The sequence below is a fragment of the Chthonobacter rhizosphaerae genome, assembly GCF_013839525.1.
Lineage (GTDB): Bacteria > Pseudomonadota > Alphaproteobacteria > Rhizobiales > Pleomorphomonadaceae > Chthonobacter > Chthonobacter rhizosphaerae.
Genome location: NZ_JACDIS010000001.1, coordinates 817,746 through 837,936, shown reverse-complemented (window position 1 = coordinate 837,936; position 20,191 = coordinate 817,746). Strand labels below are relative to the sequence as shown.

At 69.0% G+C, this 20,191-nt stretch carries 17 protein-coding genes and 1 tRNA gene; 9 read left to right on the top strand and 9 right to left on the bottom strand.

Going from position 1 to position 20,191, the window contains the following annotated elements:
- Positions 1–219 precede the first annotated feature (219 nt).
- Together HND91_RS23325 and HND91_RS03765 are read right to left on the bottom strand one after the other, a co-directional pair.
- A complete protein-coding gene (locus HND91_RS23325) occupies positions 220–1,401 on the bottom strand; it encodes a DUF6538 domain-containing protein (protein WP_181705156.1) in 1,182 nt (393 codons plus the stop codon).
- Between the two features lie 70 nt (positions 1,402–1,471).
- A tRNA-Arg gene (locus tag HND91_RS03765) sits at positions 1,472–1,545 on the bottom strand.
- A 415-nt stretch (positions 1,546–1,960) separates the two neighbouring features.
- On the opposite strand from HND91_RS03765, the gene HND91_RS03760 reads away from it, so the two are divergent.
- Together HND91_RS03760 and HND91_RS03755 are read left to right on the top strand one after the other, a co-directional pair.
- Positions 1,961–3,265, top strand: coding sequence for an HD-GYP domain-containing protein (locus HND91_RS03760; protein WP_246329298.1), 1,305 nt, complete (start codon positions 1,961–1,963; stop codon positions 3,263–3,265).
- 270 nt (positions 3,266–3,535) lie between these two features.
- Positions 3,536–4,270, top strand: coding sequence for a Crp/Fnr family transcriptional regulator (locus HND91_RS03755; RefSeq protein WP_181705154.1), 735 nt, complete (start codon positions 3,536–3,538; stop codon positions 4,268–4,270).
- Positions 4,271–4,296: 26 nt separating this feature from the next.
- On the opposite strand, the gene HND91_RS03750 is transcribed toward HND91_RS03755, so the two are convergent.
- The 4 genes from HND91_RS03750 to HND91_RS03735 all read right to left on the bottom strand — a co-directional run bounded on the left by HND91_RS03750 (position 4,297) and on the right by HND91_RS03735 (position 9,262).
- Complete coding sequence (locus HND91_RS03750) at positions 4,297–4,515, bottom strand: hypothetical protein (protein WP_181705153.1); 219 nt, start codon at positions 4,513–4,515, stop codon at positions 4,297–4,299.
- Positions 4,516–4,686: 171 nt separating this feature from the next.
- On the bottom strand, positions 4,687–6,972 hold the full coding sequence (bglX, locus tag HND91_RS03745) for a beta-glucosidase BglX (protein WP_181705152.1): 2,286 nt from the start codon (positions 6,970–6,972) through the stop codon (positions 4,687–4,689).
- Positions 6,973–7,078: 106 nt separating this feature from the next.
- Positions 7,079–8,509: an amidase gene (locus tag HND91_RS03740; RefSeq protein WP_181705151.1), complete on the bottom strand. Its 1,431-nt coding sequence runs from the start codon at positions 8,507–8,509 to the stop codon at positions 7,079–7,081.
- A gap of 294 nt (positions 8,510–8,803) precedes the next feature.
- Complete coding sequence (locus HND91_RS03735; protein WP_181705150.1) at positions 8,804–9,262, bottom strand: Ros/MucR family transcriptional regulator; 459 nt, start codon at positions 9,260–9,262, stop codon at positions 8,804–8,806.
- Between the two features lie 606 nt (positions 9,263–9,868).
- Between HND91_RS03735 and HND91_RS03730 the strand changes: the two genes are divergently transcribed.
- From HND91_RS03730 to uxuA, 7 genes are all read left to right on the top strand, one after another.
- Positions 9,869–10,900 carry a putative urea ABC transporter substrate-binding protein gene (locus tag HND91_RS03730; RefSeq protein ID WP_246329251.1) on the top strand — a complete coding sequence of 344 codons (1,032 nt, stop codon included), beginning with the start codon at positions 9,869–9,871 and terminating at the stop codon, positions 10,898–10,900.
- A gap of 157 nt (positions 10,901–11,057) precedes the next feature.
- Positions 11,058–12,359 carry an NtaA/DmoA family FMN-dependent monooxygenase gene (locus HND91_RS03725; RefSeq protein ID WP_181705148.1) on the top strand — a complete coding sequence of 434 codons (1,302 nt, stop codon included), beginning with the start codon at positions 11,058–11,060 and terminating at the stop codon, positions 12,357–12,359.
- 100 nt (positions 12,360–12,459) lie between these two features.
- Complete coding sequence (locus tag HND91_RS03720; RefSeq protein ID WP_181705147.1) at positions 12,460–13,278, top strand: ABC transporter permease; 819 nt, start codon at positions 12,460–12,462, stop codon at positions 13,276–13,278.
- A 93-nt stretch (positions 13,279–13,371) separates the two neighbouring features.
- Complete coding sequence (locus tag HND91_RS03715; protein ID WP_181705146.1) at positions 13,372–14,097, top strand: TetR/AcrR family transcriptional regulator; 726 nt, start codon at positions 13,372–13,374, stop codon at positions 14,095–14,097.
- Positions 14,098–14,227: 130 nt separating this feature from the next.
- Positions 14,228–15,067, top strand: coding sequence for an ABC transporter ATP-binding protein (locus HND91_RS03710; RefSeq protein WP_181705145.1), 840 nt, complete (start codon positions 14,228–14,230; stop codon positions 15,065–15,067).
- Positions 15,068–15,219: 152 nt separating this feature from the next.
- Positions 15,220–15,483, top strand: coding sequence for a hypothetical protein (locus HND91_RS03705; RefSeq protein ID WP_181705144.1), 264 nt, complete (start codon positions 15,220–15,222; stop codon positions 15,481–15,483).
- Positions 15,484–15,607: 124 nt separating this feature from the next.
- Positions 15,608–16,789, top strand: coding sequence for a mannonate dehydratase (gene uxuA / locus HND91_RS03700; RefSeq protein ID WP_181705143.1), 1,182 nt, complete (start codon positions 15,608–15,610; stop codon positions 16,787–16,789).
- 121 nt (positions 16,790–16,910) lie between these two features.
- Here uxuA and HND91_RS03695 read toward each other — a convergent pair whose 3' ends face one another.
- The 3 genes from HND91_RS03695 to HND91_RS03685 are packed head-to-tail and all read right to left on the bottom strand — an operon-like array spanning position 16,911 to position 20,171.
- Entirely contained in the window at positions 16,911–18,029 is a 1,119-nt protein-coding gene (locus tag HND91_RS03695) for an ABC transporter ATP-binding protein (protein WP_181705142.1), read from the bottom strand.
- A gap of 40 nt (positions 18,030–18,069) precedes the next feature.
- A complete protein-coding gene (locus HND91_RS03690) occupies positions 18,070–19,149 on the bottom strand; it encodes a Gfo/Idh/MocA family oxidoreductase (protein WP_181705141.1) in 1,080 nt (359 codons plus the stop codon).
- Entirely contained in the window at positions 19,146–20,171 is a 1,026-nt protein-coding gene (locus HND91_RS03685) for a Gfo/Idh/MocA family protein (RefSeq protein WP_181705140.1), read from the bottom strand. The genes HND91_RS03690 and HND91_RS03685 overlap by 4 nt, the downstream gene beginning before the upstream one ends.
- Positions 20,172–20,191: the final 20 nt, after the last annotated feature.

Below are 20,191 nucleotides of genomic sequence, written 5' to 3'. Positions count from 1 at the left end.
ATGAAACAGCCCGTAGAACAAGACCGTCTTGTGTCCTCGCCCGGTCCGACGTAAGCCCTTGAATCAACAGAGCCGCACGTCAGACCACGGCATCGGAAATGGCGTCACACCCTGTCGGGTGCGTTTCCCCTTCTATAGTCAAGTGTCTGCAAACGCTCTGGAAATCGTCTTTCTGACGGTCGGGGCGTAGAACATGGCTGGGGCCGCCTACAGGGCGGCTCACGTAACATTCGTCATAGCTTCCATCCACTTACGTAGCACGGTCAGCGGATAGCCTTTGCCATACCCGTGACCGGCTCCTGCCGTGGTCCACCCACCGATCTGATCGACAATATCGGACGGGCACTCCACGGTCCGGAGACGGTCCCGCAAGGCATGCCGCATACCATGGATGGAGCATCCTTCCGGCACGAGAGGGATAAGCCACTTGTTCAGCGTGGCGCTCGCGGCGTTGGCCTTGACCCCGTCCCCGCTGACATACCGAGGAAAGGCGTATGCCGATCGGCTTGCCTTGGAGAGCACTCGGCGGGCGGCCCACTCGGCGCTTCCGACCAACGGAACCCGGCGTGCGCTGGAGGCCGTCTTCAGTGGTCGCCAGTCATGTGGCCGAACCTCGACGAACGCCCCTTCTGGGTGATGCAGCACGAGGTCCGCCCGGGCGAGTCCGGCCGCCTCGGAGAGGCGAAGGCCAGTGTCCGCTATGAGGGCGACAAGCCAACGTCGGTCGTCGTCGGCCTCGACACAGGCCGTCTGCACCCGACGAAGGGCGACAAGCGGGACTGGTGCGCGAGAGACGACACCGGCCTTGCGGTCGTACTGGACGCTGGAGAAGGCTCTGGGCGAATCGATCCCCTCCTCATTCGCGGCCACGTTGATGACGGCCCTAACGCACGAGAGCATCCGTCCGACGCTGCTGCCGGTAAGCCCCTTGGCAATCAGCCAATCTCGGAATGCGTTTGCGTCGCGGCGCGTCAGTTCAGCAACCGGACGGTCGCCGCACACAGTGATGAGGTAACCAACCGCACGCTCTGTTGTGCGTCGGAACAACTGTGACCGTCCAGCGCCGCGTAGGCGCAAGTAGGTTTCCAACGCTTGGGTCAGCGTGGTCGAGGAGAGCGTGACCTCCGATAGGGCGGCTTGATTCGCGAACAGACTTTTAACCGGCACCGACAAGGAAACAGGCGGACCGTCTCTCTCTAATCTCAGACGGAACCAGTGCTCCTCCAACCGTGCAGCCACAGCCATAGCCCGGCTTTGCGCAACGGTTCGCGACTTGGTTCTAAGGGAGAATGAGATGCGAGTGTGCTTGTAGACGCTTGCCAGATCGGCAGGGACACGCCTCACAAAATAAAAAACGCCGCCTTTGCGGAAGCAGAAACGAACCCGATTGTTATACGCCATGTTCTACGCCCCGACCGTCAGAAAGACGATTTCCAGAGCGTTTGCAGACACTTGACTATAGAAGGGGAAACGCACCCGACAGGATTCGAACCTGTGACCTCTGCCTTCGGAGGGCAGCACTCTATCCAGCTGAGCTACGGGTGCAGCACGGCCGGCGCGTTGCGCCGGTGGATGGTGTCCGTATAGCGCGTCTTGACCGGGAGGCAAAGAGGGAAACGACGGCTGGCGCGAAGCGGCCATGCGAACGGATCGCGTTCGCTGGTGCGTGGTCCGCTGAGTTTCGAAGACGGATCAGGATGTCGGATGCGGGCGTCCGCGCCGCCTTTACTCGTGCGGATGACAGGACCACGGATATCGGAAACGGTTTGTTTCTCCTGGATCCGGCCGCGTCCCGGCGCGGAAACCCGGTGTTCACCGCCTTCATGTCGTCGTCGAGGCGCGATTGTCCGAGCGAGGCATCATGGTTCAGGTGACCGGCGGCACTGTTCCTCGACGATGGGCCGGGCGGCGTGGGCCGCCGGCGACGCTCCGCCTCGGCGAGCTCCTCGGCGCGCTCAGCATGGCGCTCGACCTCACGGAAGGCCAGCCGCAGGGTCATTGCATCCGCGTCGCCGTGATCGGCCTTCGTGTCGGCCGCAGCATCGGTCTGTCCGAAGAGGAGCTCTCGGACCTCTTCTACACGCTTCTCCTGAAGGACCTCGGCTGTTCCAGCAACGCGGCCCGGATCTGCGGGCTCTATCTTGCCGACGATCTGGCGTTCAAGCGGGACTTCAAGCGGATCGACGGCAGCCTGTCGTCGGCCCTTCGCTTCGTCCTCGGTCACACCGGTCTCTCCGCCGGGCTCGCCGAACGGTTCCGGGCGATGATCCACGTGCTCCAGAACGGCGGCGAGATCGCTCGCGAGCTGATCGAGACCCGCTGCCAGAGGGGCGCCTCCATCGCCCGCCGCATGCGCTTCTCCGAGACGGTGGCGGCCGGAATCCAGTCGCTGGACGAACGCTGGGACGGCAGCGGCTGGCCCGATCGCCTTGGCGGCACGGACATTCCGCTGGCGGCGCGCATCGCCCTCCTCGCCCAGGTGGTGGACGTATTCCGCACCGGCGAAAGCCCGGCGGCGGCCCTGCGGGAAGCGCGGGCCCGCCGCGGCACGTGGTTCGATCCCACGCTTGTGGACGCCCTGGAAGCGGCCGCCCGGGCGCCCCACTTCTGGTCGACCTTGTCGGCGCCGGACCTGTCGGACCGGCTGCTCGACCTGGAGCCGGCCATCCACGTGCGAACGGCCGACGAGGACTATCTGGACGCCATCGCGGAAGCCTTCGCGGAGGTGATCGACGCCAAGAGCCCGTTCACCAACGGGCACAGCCGGCGGGTCGCCGTGTTCGGCGACCTGATCGCCGAGGAACTCGGGTTCGATGCGGAGCATCGACGCTGGCTGAAGCGGGCGGCGCTTCTTCACGACATCGGCAAGCTCGGCGTCAGCAACACGATCCTGGACAAGCCGGGCAAGCCCGACGACGCCGAATGGGCGGCGCTTCGCCGCCACGCGGCGCTGACCGAGGCCATCCTGTCCCGGGTGGCCGCGTTCGACGATATGGCGGCCATCGCGGCGGCCCATCACGAGCGCCTGGACGGTCGCGGCTACCCGAAGGGGCTGAAGGGTGACGAGATCGCCCTCGAGAGCCGGATCCTGATGGCCGCGGACATCTTCGACGCGCTCACGGCGGACCGACCCTACCGGGCGGCCCTTCCGGTGGAGAAGGCCCTTTCGATCATGCGGGCGGACGTGGGCCCCGGCCTCGATCCGGTGTGCTTCGCGGCCCTGGAGCGCGGGTTGGACCGGCTCACGCCCGCGGCGGCGGCCTGAGACGTTTGCCGGTCTTATCGCGCCGGAGCCCTCCGGTGGCTTGCGGAAGCGCTTCCGCCTGGCGCAGGCTTGGAGGCGGTCGCGGGACCACATCGGACCCGGCGGCATCTCGATCAGGGAGTTCGACCGCATGGGCGACAGCCCGCTTCCACTCCGCCCCCGGACCGATGACCCGCCGTTCCGGTCCGCAGGCGTGCCGGCGGGATCCGACGGCGTTTTTGCGGCGGATGGGGCGATCGTTCATGCGGCGGCCGTTCCGGCCGATCGCCCATGACGGAGCTTTCCGACGCGCGGCCGGCCGATCCCCGAGCGACGGCCCTTGCGGCCCTGCCCCTGTTCCGGAGCCTTTCGGAGGCCGATCTCGCGGCGGCGGCGCGGCATGTCCGGATCGACCGCCACGACGAGGGCCAGTGGATTGTCGCCCATGAGGACGAGGATCGGGAGGTCCACGCGGTCGTGTCCGGTCGGGTGCGTGTGATGATCTTCGGCGAGACGCGGGAGCTGATCCTGGGCGACCTGGAGGCCGGGGCCGTGTTCGGCGACATGTCGGCCATCGACGGGCGTCCCCGGTCGGCGAGCGTGATCGCCCTGGAGCCGGTCACCGTGGCGACCCTCCCGGCCGCCGTCTTCCTGGACCTGATCCACCGGCACCCGTCCGTGTGCGACGGCGTGCTCCGCCTCCTGGTGGCCCGGATCCGCGACCTCGACCATCGCGTCCACGAGCTCGCCAGCCTCACGGTGGCCGAGCGGGTGCGGATGGAACTCCTGCGGCTTGCGCGCCCGGTGACGGGCCGCCCGCGGACGGGCGTGGTTCCGGACGTCACTCATGCGGAGATCGCCGCCCGGATCGGAACCCACCGGGAGGCGGTGACGCGCGAACTCGGCGCGCTCGCCCGGGACGGACTGATCGTCAAGGAGGCCGGCCGGATCGTGGTCGCCGATGTGCTCGCCCTGTCCGGGCGGGTGGCGACTCCGGCGGCGGATCGCAGACAGGGCTCGGGCTAGGGCAACCGGTCCGGCCGCCTGGCGGGTCAGAGCAGCGGGTCGCGGTAGAAGACCGGCGACCGCTCCTCGTCCGCCTTGGCGAGCGGAAGCTCCACCACGGGGCAGTCCGGGCCTTCGTCGTCGTCCATGAGGTAGAGCGCCACGGACAGGCGGGCCGGCCCGACCATCCAGGTGGAAGCGGTCGTGGCGACGCGCCGGGCCGGCCGCCGGGACTGGCACGATCGGTAGAAGCCGTCGATGAACATGGGTGAGCGGTCCCTTGCTGGCGACGCGCCGGCTGGCGGCGCGCCGGGCTCCCTCGGAGCGGTGAAGACCCGCAGAATGGGAGCGCCGGGCCGGGACATATGTGAGGAAACGCACAGATCGCGCACGAGCTTCGCTCGGGTGACGCGCGGGGCGGAGGAAAGGTGCGGGCGTTACGAGCGCCCGGGCGCGTCGGCCGGGAGCGCCGGAGCGGGTCCGGTGCGCCAGTCCACCGTGACGCTGTCGAGAGCCCGGGCGTTCGGCCCGACATAGATCCGCCACAGGCCGGACTGGGCCCGGCGGCCGGTATCCTCGATGGTCTCCGCCGTCGACGCTGCGAGATCGTCCTCGGTCAGCTCGAAAACCACCAACCGCTCCTCCTCGGGGCGCAGCGTCACCTTGGCGAAGCGCTTCAGCTCCAGCACGGGCCGGCTCACCGGCCCGGCGGGCGCTTGCACGTAGAGCTGCACGACGTCCGAGCCCGTGCGGGACCCCACGTTGCGGAGGGGCACCTCGACGCGAAGGCGACCGCCGGGAGACACCGACAGTCGGTCCGTGCGGACGGTCCCGTAGGCGAACCGGGTGTAGGACAGGCCGAAGCCGAACGGATGGACGCCGCCGTCATGGCTGAAACCGTCGGGCATGTCCACGTAGCCGGTGCGGAACTTCTCGAACCGCCCCCTGAACGGCCGCCCGGTGGGCGGCTCCGCATAGGCGACCGGGATCTGGCCCTCGTGAAAGGGCAGCGACACGGGCAGGCGGCCGGAGGGCTCGGCCTCGCCGATGAGCACGTCGGCGAGGCCATGGCCGGCTTCGGTGCCTGGAAACCAGGCGATCATCAGGGCGTCGGCCAGGGCCGCCTCCTCGTGGAGGATCAACGGCCGGCCTGTCATGACCACGACCACGAGGGGTGGTCCGGCGGCGCGGAGGGCTTCGAGCAAGCGCCGCTGGCCGGCAGGCAGGCGAAGGTCCACGCGCGAGGAGGATTCGCCGGAATACTCCTTGGCTTCGCCGACGACCGCCACCACCACGTCCGCGCCGCGGGCGACCGCGACCGCCTCCTCGATCATCCGCTCCGGCGTCCGGTCGTCGATGGTGACGGACTTCTCGTGGCCGTCGTGCACGTTGAGCCGGGCGGCGAGCACCGGGTCGTCCACGATGTTGCAGCCCTTGGCGTGGCGGATGGCGAGGCCGGGTCCGGCCACGGCCGCGAGGCCGGCGCGGATCGGCACCACGTCGGCGGGACGGTTGTTCACCGCCCAGGTGCCGCTCATGTTGACCCGGTCGTCCGCGAGCGGGCCGACGAGCGCCAGCACGCCGCGCCCGCTCAACGGCAGCACCGGGCCGGCGTTCTTCAGGAGCACGCAGGTCTCGGCCACGGCCTTCCGGGCGAGCCGACGGTTGGCGCGGGTGAGAAGGCGGTCGCCGGCCGGGGCGCGGTCGATCCGCCGGAACGGATCGGCGAACAGCCCCAGCCGCCATTTGGCGGCAAGAACCCGTCGGCAGGCCCCGTCCACGTCCGCTTCGGCGACGCGGCCCGCCCGCACCTCGGCTGCGAGCGTCGCGACGAAGAGTTCGGACACCATGTCGAGGTCCACCCCGGCCTCCAGCGCGGTCCGGGCCGCGTCGGCGCCGGTCTCGGCCACCCGGTGGGCCATGAGTTCCGCCACCCCCGTATAGTCGGCGACCACCAGCCCGTCGAAGCGGAGCCGCTCCCGCAGGAGGCCCGCGAGGAGCCGCCGGTGGGCATGCATCGGGACCCCGTTGAGGGTGTTGAAGCCGGCCATCACGCTGCCGGCGCCCGCGGCGAGGCCGGCCCGGAACGGCGGCAGGTAGACGTCGTGGAGACGCGCGGGGCTCATGTCGGCGCCCGCGTAGTCGCGCCCGCCGAGCGGCGCCCCGTAGGCGACGAAGTGCTTCAGGCACGCCATCACGGAATCCGGCCGGTCGATCCCCTCCCCTTGCAGGCCCTCCACCATGGCGGCCGCGTAGCGCGACGCCAGATAGGGATCCTCGCCCGGGCTTTCGGCGATCCGGCCCCAACGCGGGTCCCGGCACACGTCCACCATGGGGGCGTAGACCTGGTCGATGCCGCAGGCGCTCGCCTCGTCCGCCGCGACCCGGGCCGTGCGCCGGACGAGGGCCGGGTCGAACGCGGCCGCCAGCGCGATCGGCAGGGGGAAGATGGTCCGGTGGCCGTGGATCACGTCCTCGGCGAACATGAGCGGGATCCGGAGGCGAGACTGCAGCGCCAGGTCCTGGAAGCCGCGCACGGCGGCCAGGGACTTCACCCCGAAGACGCTGCCGATCCGGCCCGCCCGCACCTTGTCGGCCACGCCCGTGTTCACCACGGCGCCGGTCGCGGTGTCGCCGCCGGGCGTGACCAGGTTCAGCTGGCCGATCTTCTCCGCAAGGGTCATGCGGGCGAGGAGATCGTCCAGGAACTCGGTCTCGGTCATGGGCGGCTCCGTGATGGGGGCGGCTCCAAAGGGGGGCGGCTCCGGGGAGCCGCCATCGGGCCTCCGCAGCCGGATGCCCGCCCGGCATCCGTCGGATCGAGGGGTCTCAGACGAGCGGACGGCGCCCCGGCTGCAGCCACGGGGCGGCGGCTTCGAAGGCGAGGCCCACCTCGAACACCGAACCGTCGTCGAAGGTCCGTCCGACGATCTGGATCCCGGTCGGCACCCCGTTCGGATGGAAGCCGCTCGGCACCGCCAGCACCGGGCAGCGGCTCAGGGTGTTGAACGGCGACGTCATCCCCCATTCGTCGTCGGTCACCATCCTGGACCGGCCGTTCACCTCGATGGGGGTGCGCCCCGGCACGAACTCGGCGGGCACGCTCGGAACCGACAGGGTGGGGCACACGAAGGCGTCGAACCGCTCCATCAGCGGTCCGAAGGTCGCGTACATGGCGATCTCGATCCGGCGCGAGGCATGAAAATCCGCAACGGTCGCCTTGAGGGCGGTTTCCACGTAGTCGATCGCGTAGTCGGTCATCAGCGACCGGTCGCGATCGAGATTGGCCGCCATGGTGTTGCCCCAGCCATGGGCGAAGTGCATCTCGGCCGCCCGGATGATGTCCGTCGACCAGCCGAGGTCGACCTCCTCCAGGGTGGCGCCGAGATCCCGCATGACGGTGAGCGCGTCGAGCGTCGCCCGCCGGACCCCTTCGTCCACCTCATAGGCGCCGAGATCGATCGAATAGGCGATCCGGCGGCCTTTCAGGCTCTCCGGCGCCACCGTGGGGACCACCACCTTCTCCGCCACGGTGGCGATGTCCTCCGGGTGCCGGCCGGAGACCACGTTCTGCATCAGGGCCGCGTCCCCGACGGTCCGGGCCATGACGCCATAATGCCCGTAGGTGTCGAGGTTGGAGCCGCGCGGGCTCGGATTGCGGCCGTAGGGCGCCTTGTAGCCGACCACCCCGCAGGCGGACGCCGGGATCCGGATGGAGCCGCCGATGTCGGACCCGGTCGCCAGCGTCGTCCCTCCCGTGGCGAGCACCACGCCGGAGCCGCCCGACGAGCCGCCGGGGCCGAACGCGGGATTCCAGGGGTTCCGGGTCACGCCATAGAGGCGCGAGTGGGTGGCGCCAAGGATGCAGAACTCCGGCACGGTCGTCTTCATGTGCGGGATGGCGCCCGCGTCGAGGAGGCGCTGCACCACGGGGGCGCTCTCCCGGTCGATCCGGTCGGTGTGCAGAAGGGAGCCGTTCGGCCGGCGGGTGCCGGCGAGCTTGTCCGCCTCCTTGACGGCGAGCGGCAGGCCGTCGAGCGGACCGGCGGGCGCGCCCGCACGGTAGCGCGCCTCGGCCGCCTTCGCAGCGTCGCGGGCGCGGTCGTAGAAGCGATCCGCGATGGCGTTGGCCGCCGGCTCCGTCGCCTCCGCCCGGGCGATCACCGCGTCCAGGAGATCGACCGGCGAAAGGTCGCCGGCCTTGAAGCGGGTCAGGGCCTCGATCCCGGACAGATAGGCGATGTCGACGGACGCGGTCATGGGCTCACTCCGGATGGGCGGCGCCTGTCATGCCTGCGCCGATGCGGTCGGCAGCTTAGCAACGTTCGGGCCGGGACCGGAAACCGGATCCGACCCGCCGTCCGCGGATCGGCCCGGCCGATCGCGCCCGGAGATCCTTCGCGACCAGACCGCTCGCGACGAGACCGGGCGGAACGAGACTGGGCGAAAGAGAACTGGCTGCCCGGCCTTTGCTACCGCCCGGAACGCGAACGGCGGCGGACCCGGAAGGCCCGCCGCCGTTCTGGTGTCCCTGAGGCTTTCGGGCGCGCCTGGTCAGGCGGCCGTCTTCTTGCGGCCGCGGGTGGTCGCGGGCTTGGGCTCCGGAGCGCGCTTGCGCTGCTGGCCGAGGCCCATGCTCTTGGCGAGCTCCGACCGGGCGGCCGCATAGTTCGGCGCCACCATCGGATAGTCGGCCGGGAGGTTCCACTTGGCCCGGTATTCGTCCGGCGACAGATTGTAGTGCGTGCGCAGGTGCCGCTTCAGCGATTTGAACTTTTTGCCGTCCTCGAGGCAGACGATGTAATCCGGCGTGACGGACTTCTTGATCGACACGGCCGGAGACAGCGGCTGAGGCTCCGGCTCCACTTCCTTGCGGCCCGCCTTCGACAAAGCCTGATAAACGCTGCCGATGAGCCCGGTCAGCTCGGACACGGGGACCGAATTGTTGCTGACATAAGCGGCCACGATGTCGGCGGCCAGGGCGATCGATACCGAGTCGGTCTCATCAGTCATTTCGTCGTTTCCATTGCTATATTGATGGCGAAGCACCTGCTTCGATCAGCAATACAGCAGGCCATAGTAATTCGACAAGCCTCGGTCGCAAAAATTCGTTATCGATATCCGAACCGGTATTCGTTTCGGCCGATATGCGGATCACGGGCGAAGGAGAACAGGCCTGTTCGGGCCAGGCAGGTCGTTCCCCGACGGAAAGTTTTCGCTCATTACGTTCAGGAGCGGAACCCGGCGCGTATCCCGGCGGACAACACTCGGCGAAACCGCATCCCCGCCTCGCCATCTCCGGACACCGTCCAAGTTCCGAGACTTGTGGCCAACTGGAGCCGGGTCAAATCCGAAGCTCTGCCTGCCTATAGTGTTTGCATCTGAATGATTACTTGGCAGTTTCCGACTTTTTTCGTCCAAGTGGACCGAAAGTCGGAGTTTCCGGTTGCGAGCCCGCCTAAGCGCGGGCTTAATAAATGCGTGGTCATCCGGACTCGAACCGTCAGTATCGGGCGTGGCTGGACCACGATCATATCTGAAGCGACCTGCCGGCCTTCTTTTCAGGAGACTGAAATGGGACTGTTTACTCGAGTAACGACTGCCGCCGCGGTCGCATCCATGGTCCTGTCCACCCTGATCGCCTCGCCGGTCCAGGCACAGCAGAAGGAGTTCAAGGTCGCGTTCGCCACCTACATCGGCTTCGAGCCGCTGCGCTGGATGCACCAGTCCGGCGTCCTGAAGAAGTGGGCCGACAAGTACGGCATCACGATCGACGTGATGATCGCCAACGACTACGTGGGCGGCATGACGCAGTTCACCGCCGGCGAGATCGACGCCTTCGCGACCACCAGCCTCGACGCCCTGACGATGCCGGCGGCCGGCGGCACAGAGACGTCCATCTTCCTCATCACGGACTTCTCGGACGGGAACGACCAGATCATCTCCAAGACCGCCAAGACCATGAAGGATCTGGCCGGCGGCACGGTCTGGGTCATGCAGTTCACCATCTCGCACTATGTGCTGCAACGCGCGCTGGCCATGAACGGCATGCCTCCCAACGCGGTGACCACCACGAACCTGTCCGACGCGGATCAGGCGGCCGCCTATGTGGCGCGTCCGGAGATCGAGCACATCGTGACCTACAAGCCGGCCTCCGGCCCCATGATGGCGGGTGTCCCGTCCTCCACCGAGATCTTCGATTCCTCGTCCATCCCGCAGGAGGTCATGGACCTGATGATCGCCAGGACGGAGACCCTGAAGGCGTCGCCCGAGTTCGCCAAGGCCCTGACCGGCGCCTGGTACGAGACCATGGAGGCCCTGAAGGACCCGGCGCGCGCCCCGGAGGTGAAGGCCTTCATGGCGAGCGCGCTACAGACCGACATCGCCGGGCTCGAGGATCAGCTGTCCACGACCCAGTTCCTGACCCCGGCGGAAGCCTACACGTCGCTGACCGAGAAGAAGCTCACCGAAACCTTCACCTACATCCGCGACTTCGCGTTCGAGAACGGCCTCTTCGGCCAGAGCGCCCGCACGCTCGACGACATCGTCGGAACGAGGTTCGCCGACGGAACCGTCCTCGGCGACGACGCCAACGTGATGCTTCACATCGACCCGACCTTCACCAAGATGGCGATGGACGGCGCGCTCTGACGCCCCGGTGACCGGCGCGGCGTAGACCCCGCGGTCCCGCCCGCGCCCTCCCCTCATCCCGCACGCCGAGCCCGCCCGGTGCAGCCGATCGACGGCCGGGCCCGGCCCGTCCTGCCCGACACGACCTCACGACACGTCCATTCCATAGGAGCCCGCCATGGCCAAGCCGTTTCACCTCGCCTGGTTCATGAACTTTTCCGTCGACGAGTGGAACGCGCCGTTCGCCTCCGGCGGCAAGCCGTGGAACGGCCAGTTCTACGTGGACATGGCCAAGGCGATGGAGCGGGCCTGCTTCGACTACATCATGATCGAAGACACGCTGATGATCTCGGACGCCTACGGCGGCTCCATGGAGGCCTACCTCAAGTACGCCCTGATGGGGCCGAAGGGGGATCCGGCGCCGCTCGCCGCCCTCATCGCGTCGCAGACGTCGAAGATGGGCGTGGTGGCGACGCTCTCCACCATGGCCTATCCGCCCTTCATGCTGGCGCGCCTCTGCGCCACCCTCGACAACATCGCCGAGGGCCGGTTCGGCTGGAACATCGTGACCAGCGGCGAGAACCACGCGGCCCAGAATTTCGGCATGGACGAACTGCCGCCCCGCCAGCAGCGCTACGACATGGCCGACGAGTACGTGCAGCTCGTGAAGGCCCTGTGGGGAAGCTGGGAGCCGGGGGCCGTGGTGCTGGACCGGGAGACCGACACCTACGCGGACTTCACCAAGGTCAAGCCGATCAATTTCGAGGGCAAGTTCTTCAAGTCGCGCGGGCCGCTCAACTGCGTCCCGCCGGTGCAGGGACGCCCGGCCTTCGTGCAGGCCGGCGGTTCGCCCCGCGGCCGCCAGTTCGCCGCCGAGACGGCGGACAGCATCATCGCGGCGGCCAGCGGCGTGGAGGCCATGAAGGAATACCGGGACGACATCCGCAAGCGCGCGGCGGCGGCCGGCCGGGATCCGGACGAGGTGAAGGTCTTCTTCATCGTCCAGCCGATCCTCGGCGAGACGGACGCGGAAGCCAAGGCCAAGTTCGACCGCTACGTGGGCTCGCCCTCCTATATCGCCAAGACGCTGTCCGTGATCGCCTCGGTGACCGACATCGACTTCTCGCAGTTCGATCTCGACAAGGAACTGCCGCCGCTCACCACCAACGGGGAGCAGGGTTCGCTCAACGCCTTCGCCCAGTGGGGCAGCGGCAAGACCCTGCGCCAGCTCACGGTGGAGAACGCCACCTGGGGCCTGGAGGGCGTGGTCGGCACGCCGGAGACCGTGGCCGACCGCATGGCCGACGTGATGGAGCAGGTGGGCGGCGACGGCTTCCTGATCACCTCGCCCTTCCAGCGGGTGAGCCGCCAGTACATCAACGAGGTGTGCGAAGGCCTCGTCCCGGCCCTGCAGCGCCGCGGCGTGACCCGCACGGCCTACACCAAGTCCACCCTCCGCGACACCCTGAAGGAGTTCTGATCAATCAGGTCCCGGCCGCGGCCGGCCGGGCCGCCCGGCATCCGGCGACGGGGCCGGTCCGCCGTCTTCGGACGGCGGCGCCGGCCCGAGGGAGGTGATCATGAGACGCATCATCAACTATCATCCGAGCCGCGGCGGCGCGATCGTGGCGGGGACGATCCCGATCGCCCTGATGCTGGCTGCCTATTTCGCGGCCTCCGCCGAGCGCCTGGCCGCCAATCCGCGCGACAAGCTGATGCCCGGCCTGTCCCAGATGTGGGACGCGGCCGTCCTGATGGGTGCCAAGGTCGATCTGGCCACCGGCCAGATCCTGCTCTGGTCCGACACGGTGGTGAGCTTCGGCCGGCTCCTCGCCAGCATGAGCGTCGCCACCACGATCGGGCTGGTGCTCGGGGTCCTGGTGGGCTTCATCCCGCACCTGCGCGCGGCCTTCTCGCCCATCCTGGCGATCTTGTCGCTGATCCCGCCGCTCGCCATCCTGCCCATCCTCTTCATCGTGTTCGGCCTCGGCGAGGTGTCGAAGGTGGTGCTGATCGTGATCGGCATCGCGCCCTTCCTCGTCCGCGACGTGGCGCTGCAGGTAACCCAGATCCCGCGCGAGCAGATCGTGAAGGCCCAGACCCTCGGGGCCTCTACCTGGCACATGATCGTCCATGTGGTGGTGCCCCAGGTGATGCCGCGCCTCCTCGACTCGCTCCGCCTGTCGCTCGGGGCCGGTTGGCTCTTCCTTATCTCGGCCGAAGCGATCGCCTCCGACAGCGGCCTCGGCTACCGCCTGTTCCTGGTCCGTCGCTACATGGCCATGGACATCATCCTGACCTACGTGGCCTGGATCACCCTGCTGGCCTTCATCACCGACTATGGACTGAAGCGCCTCGGCGCCTACTACTATCCCTGGGCGAACCAGAACCAGACCTGAGCGCGGCGTTCTGCCTGGCGCCGGGCCGACCTCGGCGGCCGGTCGCGAGGACTGGGGCGGCGGGGCGAACCTGGCAGAACGAAAGGACCGGCCATGGCGGACAGTGCGCGCGGCCAGACCGCGCGGCGGCTGGTCGGGCCGGACCCGGAGGCCGGCGAAGGGGACGCGGCGGTCGGACGGCGGCCGCGCGGCCGCAAGCCCAGGCCGCCGGGCGACGCCGGCGATCCCGTCGCCGCGTCGAGCGCCGCCGTCATCCTCGACGCCGCGCTGCGCCTGATCGCTTCGCGCAACTACGGCTCCGTCACCGTCAAGGACATCGCCGCGGCGGCGGACGTCAACGTGGCGCTGATCTACTACTACTACGCCAGCAAGGAAAACCTCTTCCTCTCCATCCTCAACGCCATGCTGGGCCAGGCGGCGGAGCGTTTCCGCGGCCTGACGGCCGAAGGCATCTCGCCGGACCGGGCGCTCGCCCTCTGGGCGGAGGTGCACGCGGACGAGTTCGACAACGTCCAGCGCTTCCTGAAGATGTGCCTGGACTATGCGAGCAGCCTCGACCGTACGGCCGTCGTGGACCGGGTGATCAGCGGCTACTACGAGCATGAGGAAACCATCCTGCGCTCCATCATCCAGGCGGGCGTGATCGCCGGCGTGTTCCGGCGCGTGGATGTCCACCAGGTGGTCCGGCTGGCGTCCGCCCTCATCGACGGCATCCTGGTGCGCGAGGTGATCACCCCCACCGGGCTGCACCGCCGGGACATCGCCGCCGCCTACGCCATGCTCCTCAGCCACCTGGCGGTGGAGCCCGACGAGGCGTGAGCGGCTGGTCCGGGCCGAAGTCCGTGTTCCGGGCACGGGGCGGCGAACCTGGAACGGTCCTTGCTTTCCCTTAAGGGACACTGCGTACGCCCGGCCGCCGCGCGGGCGGGCCCTCTCATGGAGATCCGGCATGGCTGAAATCGTGCTCGAAGACGTCTGGAAGGAATATGGCGACACGATCATCCTGGAGAGGATCAATCTGACGCTGCCGGACAACGAATTCCTGGTGATCGTGGGCCCCAGCGGCGCGGGCAAGTCCACGCTCCTGCGCATGCTGATCAGCCAGGAGATCCCGACGCGCGGCCGTATCCTGATCGACGGCAGGCCGATCGCGCCGGAGCCCATGCAGGACCGGGGCGTCGTGTTCCAGCGCTATTCGGTCTTCCCGCACATGACCGTTCTGAAGAACGTCATGGCCGGACCGCAGTGGCTCGCCTCACCCGTGTTCGGCGCCCTGTTCGGGGCCGCCCGGCGCGCGCTCCAGGACCGGGCGGTGGCGCTCCTGGAGCGCGTCGGCCTCGGCCATGCGCTCGACAAGTACCCGGCGCAGCTTTCCGGCGGCATGCAGCAGAGGCTCGCGATCGCCCAGGCGCTCATCATGGAGCCGAAGGTCCTCCTCCTCGACGAACCGTTCGGGGCGCTCGACCCGGGCACGCGCAAGCTCATGCACGTGCTCGTCCAGGAACTCTGGGAGGAGAACGCCATGACGATCGTGATGGTCACCCACGACCTGCCGGAAGCCTTCTTCCTCGGCACCCGCGTGGTCGCCGTGGACAGGATGCGGCACGACCCCCAGGCGCCGGAACGCTACGGCGCGACGATCACCCGCGACTTCAGCGTTCGCCCGAAGATCGTGCGCGACAGCCGCAAGCAGGAGGCGATGCGCGCGGCCGGGACGCTCGTCACCTTCCCGGGCACGGGCAGCTCCGCGCGGACGGACCGGGAGGCGAGCCTGATGGCGGCCCAGTAGGCCGCGGGTCCGGGCTTCCCACCGCCCGGCTTCCCAGCGTCCTGCTCGACGGTCCCGTCCCGCCGTCCATCGGCGGGATCGGGCCGGCGGAACTTCCGCCGTGGAAGACCGGTTGGCCCCACGACCGACCGACCACACCGGAGCTCTCCGCCATGTCCGATCCCATGCCGGGCCCCGACCCGTCTCCGCCCACGGGGCCCTCGGTGCCGCCCCGCATCCCGGTTCCGCCGCCGATCGACGAGCCGGGCCATCCGGTGATCCCGCCGGAGGAGCCGGACCGGCTCCCGGACGAGATCCGCCAGCCGCCGGAGGACCCGGTTCCCGACGGCGACCCGATCGACGACCCGGATCCGGCGACGCCCATCCGCCGCGATCCGTCCGAGGACCCCATCGAGATCAGCGGCCCGGTCGGCTGAGCCGGCGCGGGAGCCGGTTTCCGCCCGTTCCGATCGGTCCGGCACTGGACGCGCGCGGCCGGAACGGGCAAACACTCCCCCAGCGAAAGGCCGGTCCGGCAGCCGGCGACGGGAGATGTGTGCGATGCTGCAGACGTGGCGCTGGTTCGGCCCGGAAGATCCCATTCCGCTCCAGCATGTGAAACAGGCCGGCGCGGCCGGGGTCGTGACCGCCCTCCACCACATCTACGACGGCCGGGCGTGGACGCCGGCGGACGTGGAGACCCGGAAGGCCATGATCGAGGCCGAGGGCCTCGCCTGGTCGGTGTGCGAATCCATCCCGGTGCACACGTCCATCAAGCTCCGGCAGGGTCCGTGGCGCCGCTATCTCGACGCCTGGAAGGACAGCCTCGCCAACCTCGGCCGGGCCGGGGTGCCGGTGGTCTGCTACAATTTCATGCCGGTGGTGGACTGGACGCGCACCGATCTCCTCCACCGGATGCCGTCCACGGGGTATGCGCTCCGGTTCGACATGGTCGACTTCATCGCCTACGACGTGTTCGTGCTGAAGCGCGACCGCGCCGAGACGGACTATCCTCAGTCGCTGGTGGACAGCGCCCTGGAGCGGTTCGAGAGGATGAGCGAGGCGGAGATCGCCACGCTGGAGACGACCATCATCGCCGGCCTGCCGGGCGGCGAGGACAGCTACACCCGCGCCGCCATCGCCGAGCGGATCGCCGCCTTCGACGGCATCGGCGCCCACGAGATGCGGTCGAACCTCGTCGACTTCCTGAAGGAGGTGGTGCCGGTCGCCGAGGACGTGGGCGTGCGGCTCGCCATCCACCCGGACGACCCGCCATTCTCCCTGTTCGGCCTGCCGCGGATCGTCTCCACGGCCGACGACGCCCGGGCGATCCTGAAGGCGGTGGACAGGCCCGCGAACGGCCTCACCCTCTGCGCCGGGTCCTACGGGTCGCGGCCGGACAACGACGTGGTCGCCATGGCCGAAGATTTCGCCGAGCGCATCCACTTCGTGCACCTGCGCAACGTCAGCAAGGACCCCGACGGTTCGTTCACCGAGTCCGATCACCTCGGCGGCGACGTCGACATGGTGTCTCTGATCCAGGTCCTGATGGCGGAGGAGCGCCGCCGCGCCGCGGCGGGGCGGGCGGACGCCGCCATTCCCATGCGGCCGGACCATGGCCACCTCCTCGGCGACGACATCACCAGGAAGACCAACCCGGGCTACAGCCTGATCGGCCGGCTGAAGGGCCTCGCCGAGCTCCGCGGCGTCATGACGGCCGTGGACAAGCTCGTCCCGGCCTGAGGCCGGCCGCTCCGGCCTGAGGCCGGCCAGGTCCCGCCAGGGGCGAACGCCGGCCTGATCCGCATCGAGCGGCCCGGGCCGGCTGTTGCCGAAGCCGCATTCCGCCCGGGTTTCCGCGCCGTCAGGCGACCCGCGCTTCCGTCCGGGCCACGGGGGTCGCGACCGCCCGGCCGGCGCCGTCGAACACGTGGCAGAGGGCGGGATCGATCCGGAGCGGCACCCGCTCGCCGGTCTTCACCCGCAGCTGGCCGTCCACCGCCACGTTCAGGGTGTCGCCGGCGTCGTTGGACGTGTAGAGCACCGTCTCGCCGCCGAGATGCTCGACCAGCTGCACGGTCACGTCGCCGAGGAGTTCGCCCGTCTCGCCGCCGACGGTCAGGTGTTCCGGCCGGACCCCGAAGGTGACCGCCGCGCCGCGTGGCGCCGCGACCGCGAGGCCCGGCAGCCGGACCGTCCGCCCGGCGATCGTCAGCACCGATCCGCGCTCGTCGGCGCTCTCCACCGTGCCGGCGACGAAGTTCATCTTCGGCGAGCCGATGAAGCCGGCGACGAACTGGGTGGCGGGCCGGTTGTAGAGGTCGAGCGGCGCGCCGACCTGCATGACGTTGCCGTCCTTCAGGACCACGATCTTGTCCGCCATGGTCATCGCCTCCACCTGGTCGTGGGTGACGTAGATCATGGTGTTGCCGAGGCTCTGGTGGAGCTTGGCGATCTCCACCCGCATGGCGACCCGGAGCTCCGCGTCCAGGTTGGAGAGCGGCTCGTCGAAGAGGAAGATCTTCGGCTCGCGCACGATCGCCCGCCCGATGGCGACGCGCTGGCGCTGGCCGCCGGAGAGCGCCTTCGGCTTGCGGGCGAGATAGTCCTCGATCTTCAGGATTTTCGCCACGTCGCGCACACGCCGGTCGATCTCGGCCTTCTTGTAGCCGGCCGTCTCCAGGCCGAAGGCGAGGTTCTTGTAGACCGTCATGTGCGGATAGAGGGCGTAGGACTGGAACACCATGGCGATGCCGCGCTGGGACGCCGGCACGTCGTTCATCCGCTCGCCGTCGATCAGGAGGTCCCCGCCGGAGATGGCCTCCAGGCCGGCGATCATCCTGAGCAGCGTGGACTTGCCGCAGCCGGACGGGCCGACGAACACGGTGAATTCGCCCGGCTCGATCTTCAGGTCGATGCCGTGGATGACCTCCACGGACCCGTAGCGCTTGACGATCTTGTCGAGGACGATGCTCGTCGCCATTGGTGTCTCCTTCCCAGGTCTTCGGCGGCGCTGCCGGCCTTCAGGCCGTGTCGGGGCGCCAGCTCCTGTATTTCGGGTGGTCCGGGCCGATCGGCAGGGCCACGTCCGTGCGGGTCTCCGCCGAGGTGTAGAAGGCGGTGACGAGTTCGAGGGCCTGCCGGGCGTCGGCGCTGGTGACCGGCAGGGGGCCGCGCCCGACGAGGGCGTCGTGATAGGCGCGCATCTGGCCCTTGAAGCGGCGGCCGACCGGCTGCCAGTCCCTCAGGAGCCCGTCGATCTCGGCGGCGACCCGGTCGTTGGCCGGCAGGATGGTCCAGGGGTCGTCGCCCGGCGAGTAGCAGCCGCCGCCGCTCTCGAAGGTGACGGTCTCGAAGGCGAGGCGCAAGCGGCTGATCTCGTCCTGCGAGCCGAGGGTGGCGCTCGCCGACACCAGGGCGCCGCTCGCCATCAGCCAGGAGGCGGAGACGCAGTCCTCCACCTCGATGGCGTTCACCCGCGTCGCCACCCGGGCGAACAGGCTCGCGACCGGACCCATCAGGTAGGTCATCATGTCGTGCTGGTGGATGGCGTGGGTCATCAGGACGCCGCCGAGCTCGGTCGCCCACTTGCCGCGCCAGGGCACGTCGTAATAGTCCGCCGTCCGCTTCCAGAGCGTCTCCACCGTGCCGAGATAGGGCTTTCCAGCGATGCCGGCGTCGATGATGCGCTTGGCCTTCTGGACGCCGTCGCCGTAGCGGTACTGGAAGATCGGCATCAGGAGGCCCGGGCTGTCCTTCTCCACGGCGATCACGTCGTCGGCGTCGGCGAGGGAGCCGACGAGCGGCTTCTCGCAGACCACGTGCTTGCCGGCCCGTAGCGCCTGGATCACCAGCTCCTTGTGGGAGCCGGGCGGCGTGCACACGTCGATGACGTCAAGGTCGTCCATGGCGAGGAGGTCGGCGAACGCCCGGGTGCGGCGGGGCACGTCGAACTCGTCCGCCACCGCGTCCAGGCGGGCCTGGTCGAGGTCGCACACGGCGAGCACGCGCCAGCGGGACGGATCGTCGATATAGCCTTCCACGATGTGCGAGCGGCCGATGCCGCAGCCGACGACCGCGACGGTCTTGATGTGCGAACTCACGACTTGATGCTCCCGGATGCGGCCTCGGCGAGGGCCTGGGCCTTCAGCGCCAGTTCCATGGCCTTGAAGCAGCGGGCCTGGGGCATGGCGGTTTCGGTACGGTCGCGCACGTCCGCGACCAGCTGGCGGCCATAGGGCAGGTCCATGTCCTGGCAGTCGATGTGCTGCACGCCCTTCCGGTCGACCAGGAAGAGGTGGTCCTTGCCCGGACGGCCGGCGACGTCGACATACTTGCGGAGCTCGATATAGCCCTCGGTGCCGATGATCGTCAGGCGACCGTCGCCCCAGGTCGGCAGGCCGTCCGGCGTGAACCAGTCCACCCGCACGTAGCCGGTCTGGCCGGCGGGCGTCCGGAGGTGCATATCGCCCACGTCCTGGAGACCCGGCGTGTCCGGATTGGCCCGGTTGCCGATCGAGGCGGACAGGATCTCGGCATCGTCGGCGCCGGTGAAGAACAGGAACTGCTCGCACTGGTGCGAGGCGATGTCGGTCAGGATGCCGCCGTAGCGCGGCCGGTCGAAGAACCAGGCCGGCCGGGAGGCCTTGCGCAGCCGGTGGGGGCCAAGGCCGACCGTGTTCACCACCTCGCCGATGGCGCCGGCCTTCACGAGCTCGCCCGCCTTGACGGTGACGGCCGTCTCGAAATGCTCCGAATAGAGGATGGAGACGATGCGGCCGGTTTCCGCCTGGACGGCCTTCACGGCCTCCAGCTGTTCGAGCGTGGTCATGCCCGGCTTGTCCAGCATCACGTCCTTGCCGGCGCGCATGGCCGCGATGGCGAGGTCGGCGCGCTCCGAGGAGACCGCCGCGCTGACGATCATCTGGATGCTCGGGTCCTCGATCAGCCGGCGGGCGTCGGCAACCCGCGGAATACCGGGATATTTGTCGGCGAAGGCGGCGGCGATGTCGTCCTCGGCGGCGTGGAAGCCGACGAACTCGGCGCCGGCGCGCAGGAGAACGTGCACCTGTCCGTGGATGTGGTCGTGGTTGAGACCGATCGCCGCGAAGCGGAGCGGGGCCATGGCATTGTCCTTGTGAGGGT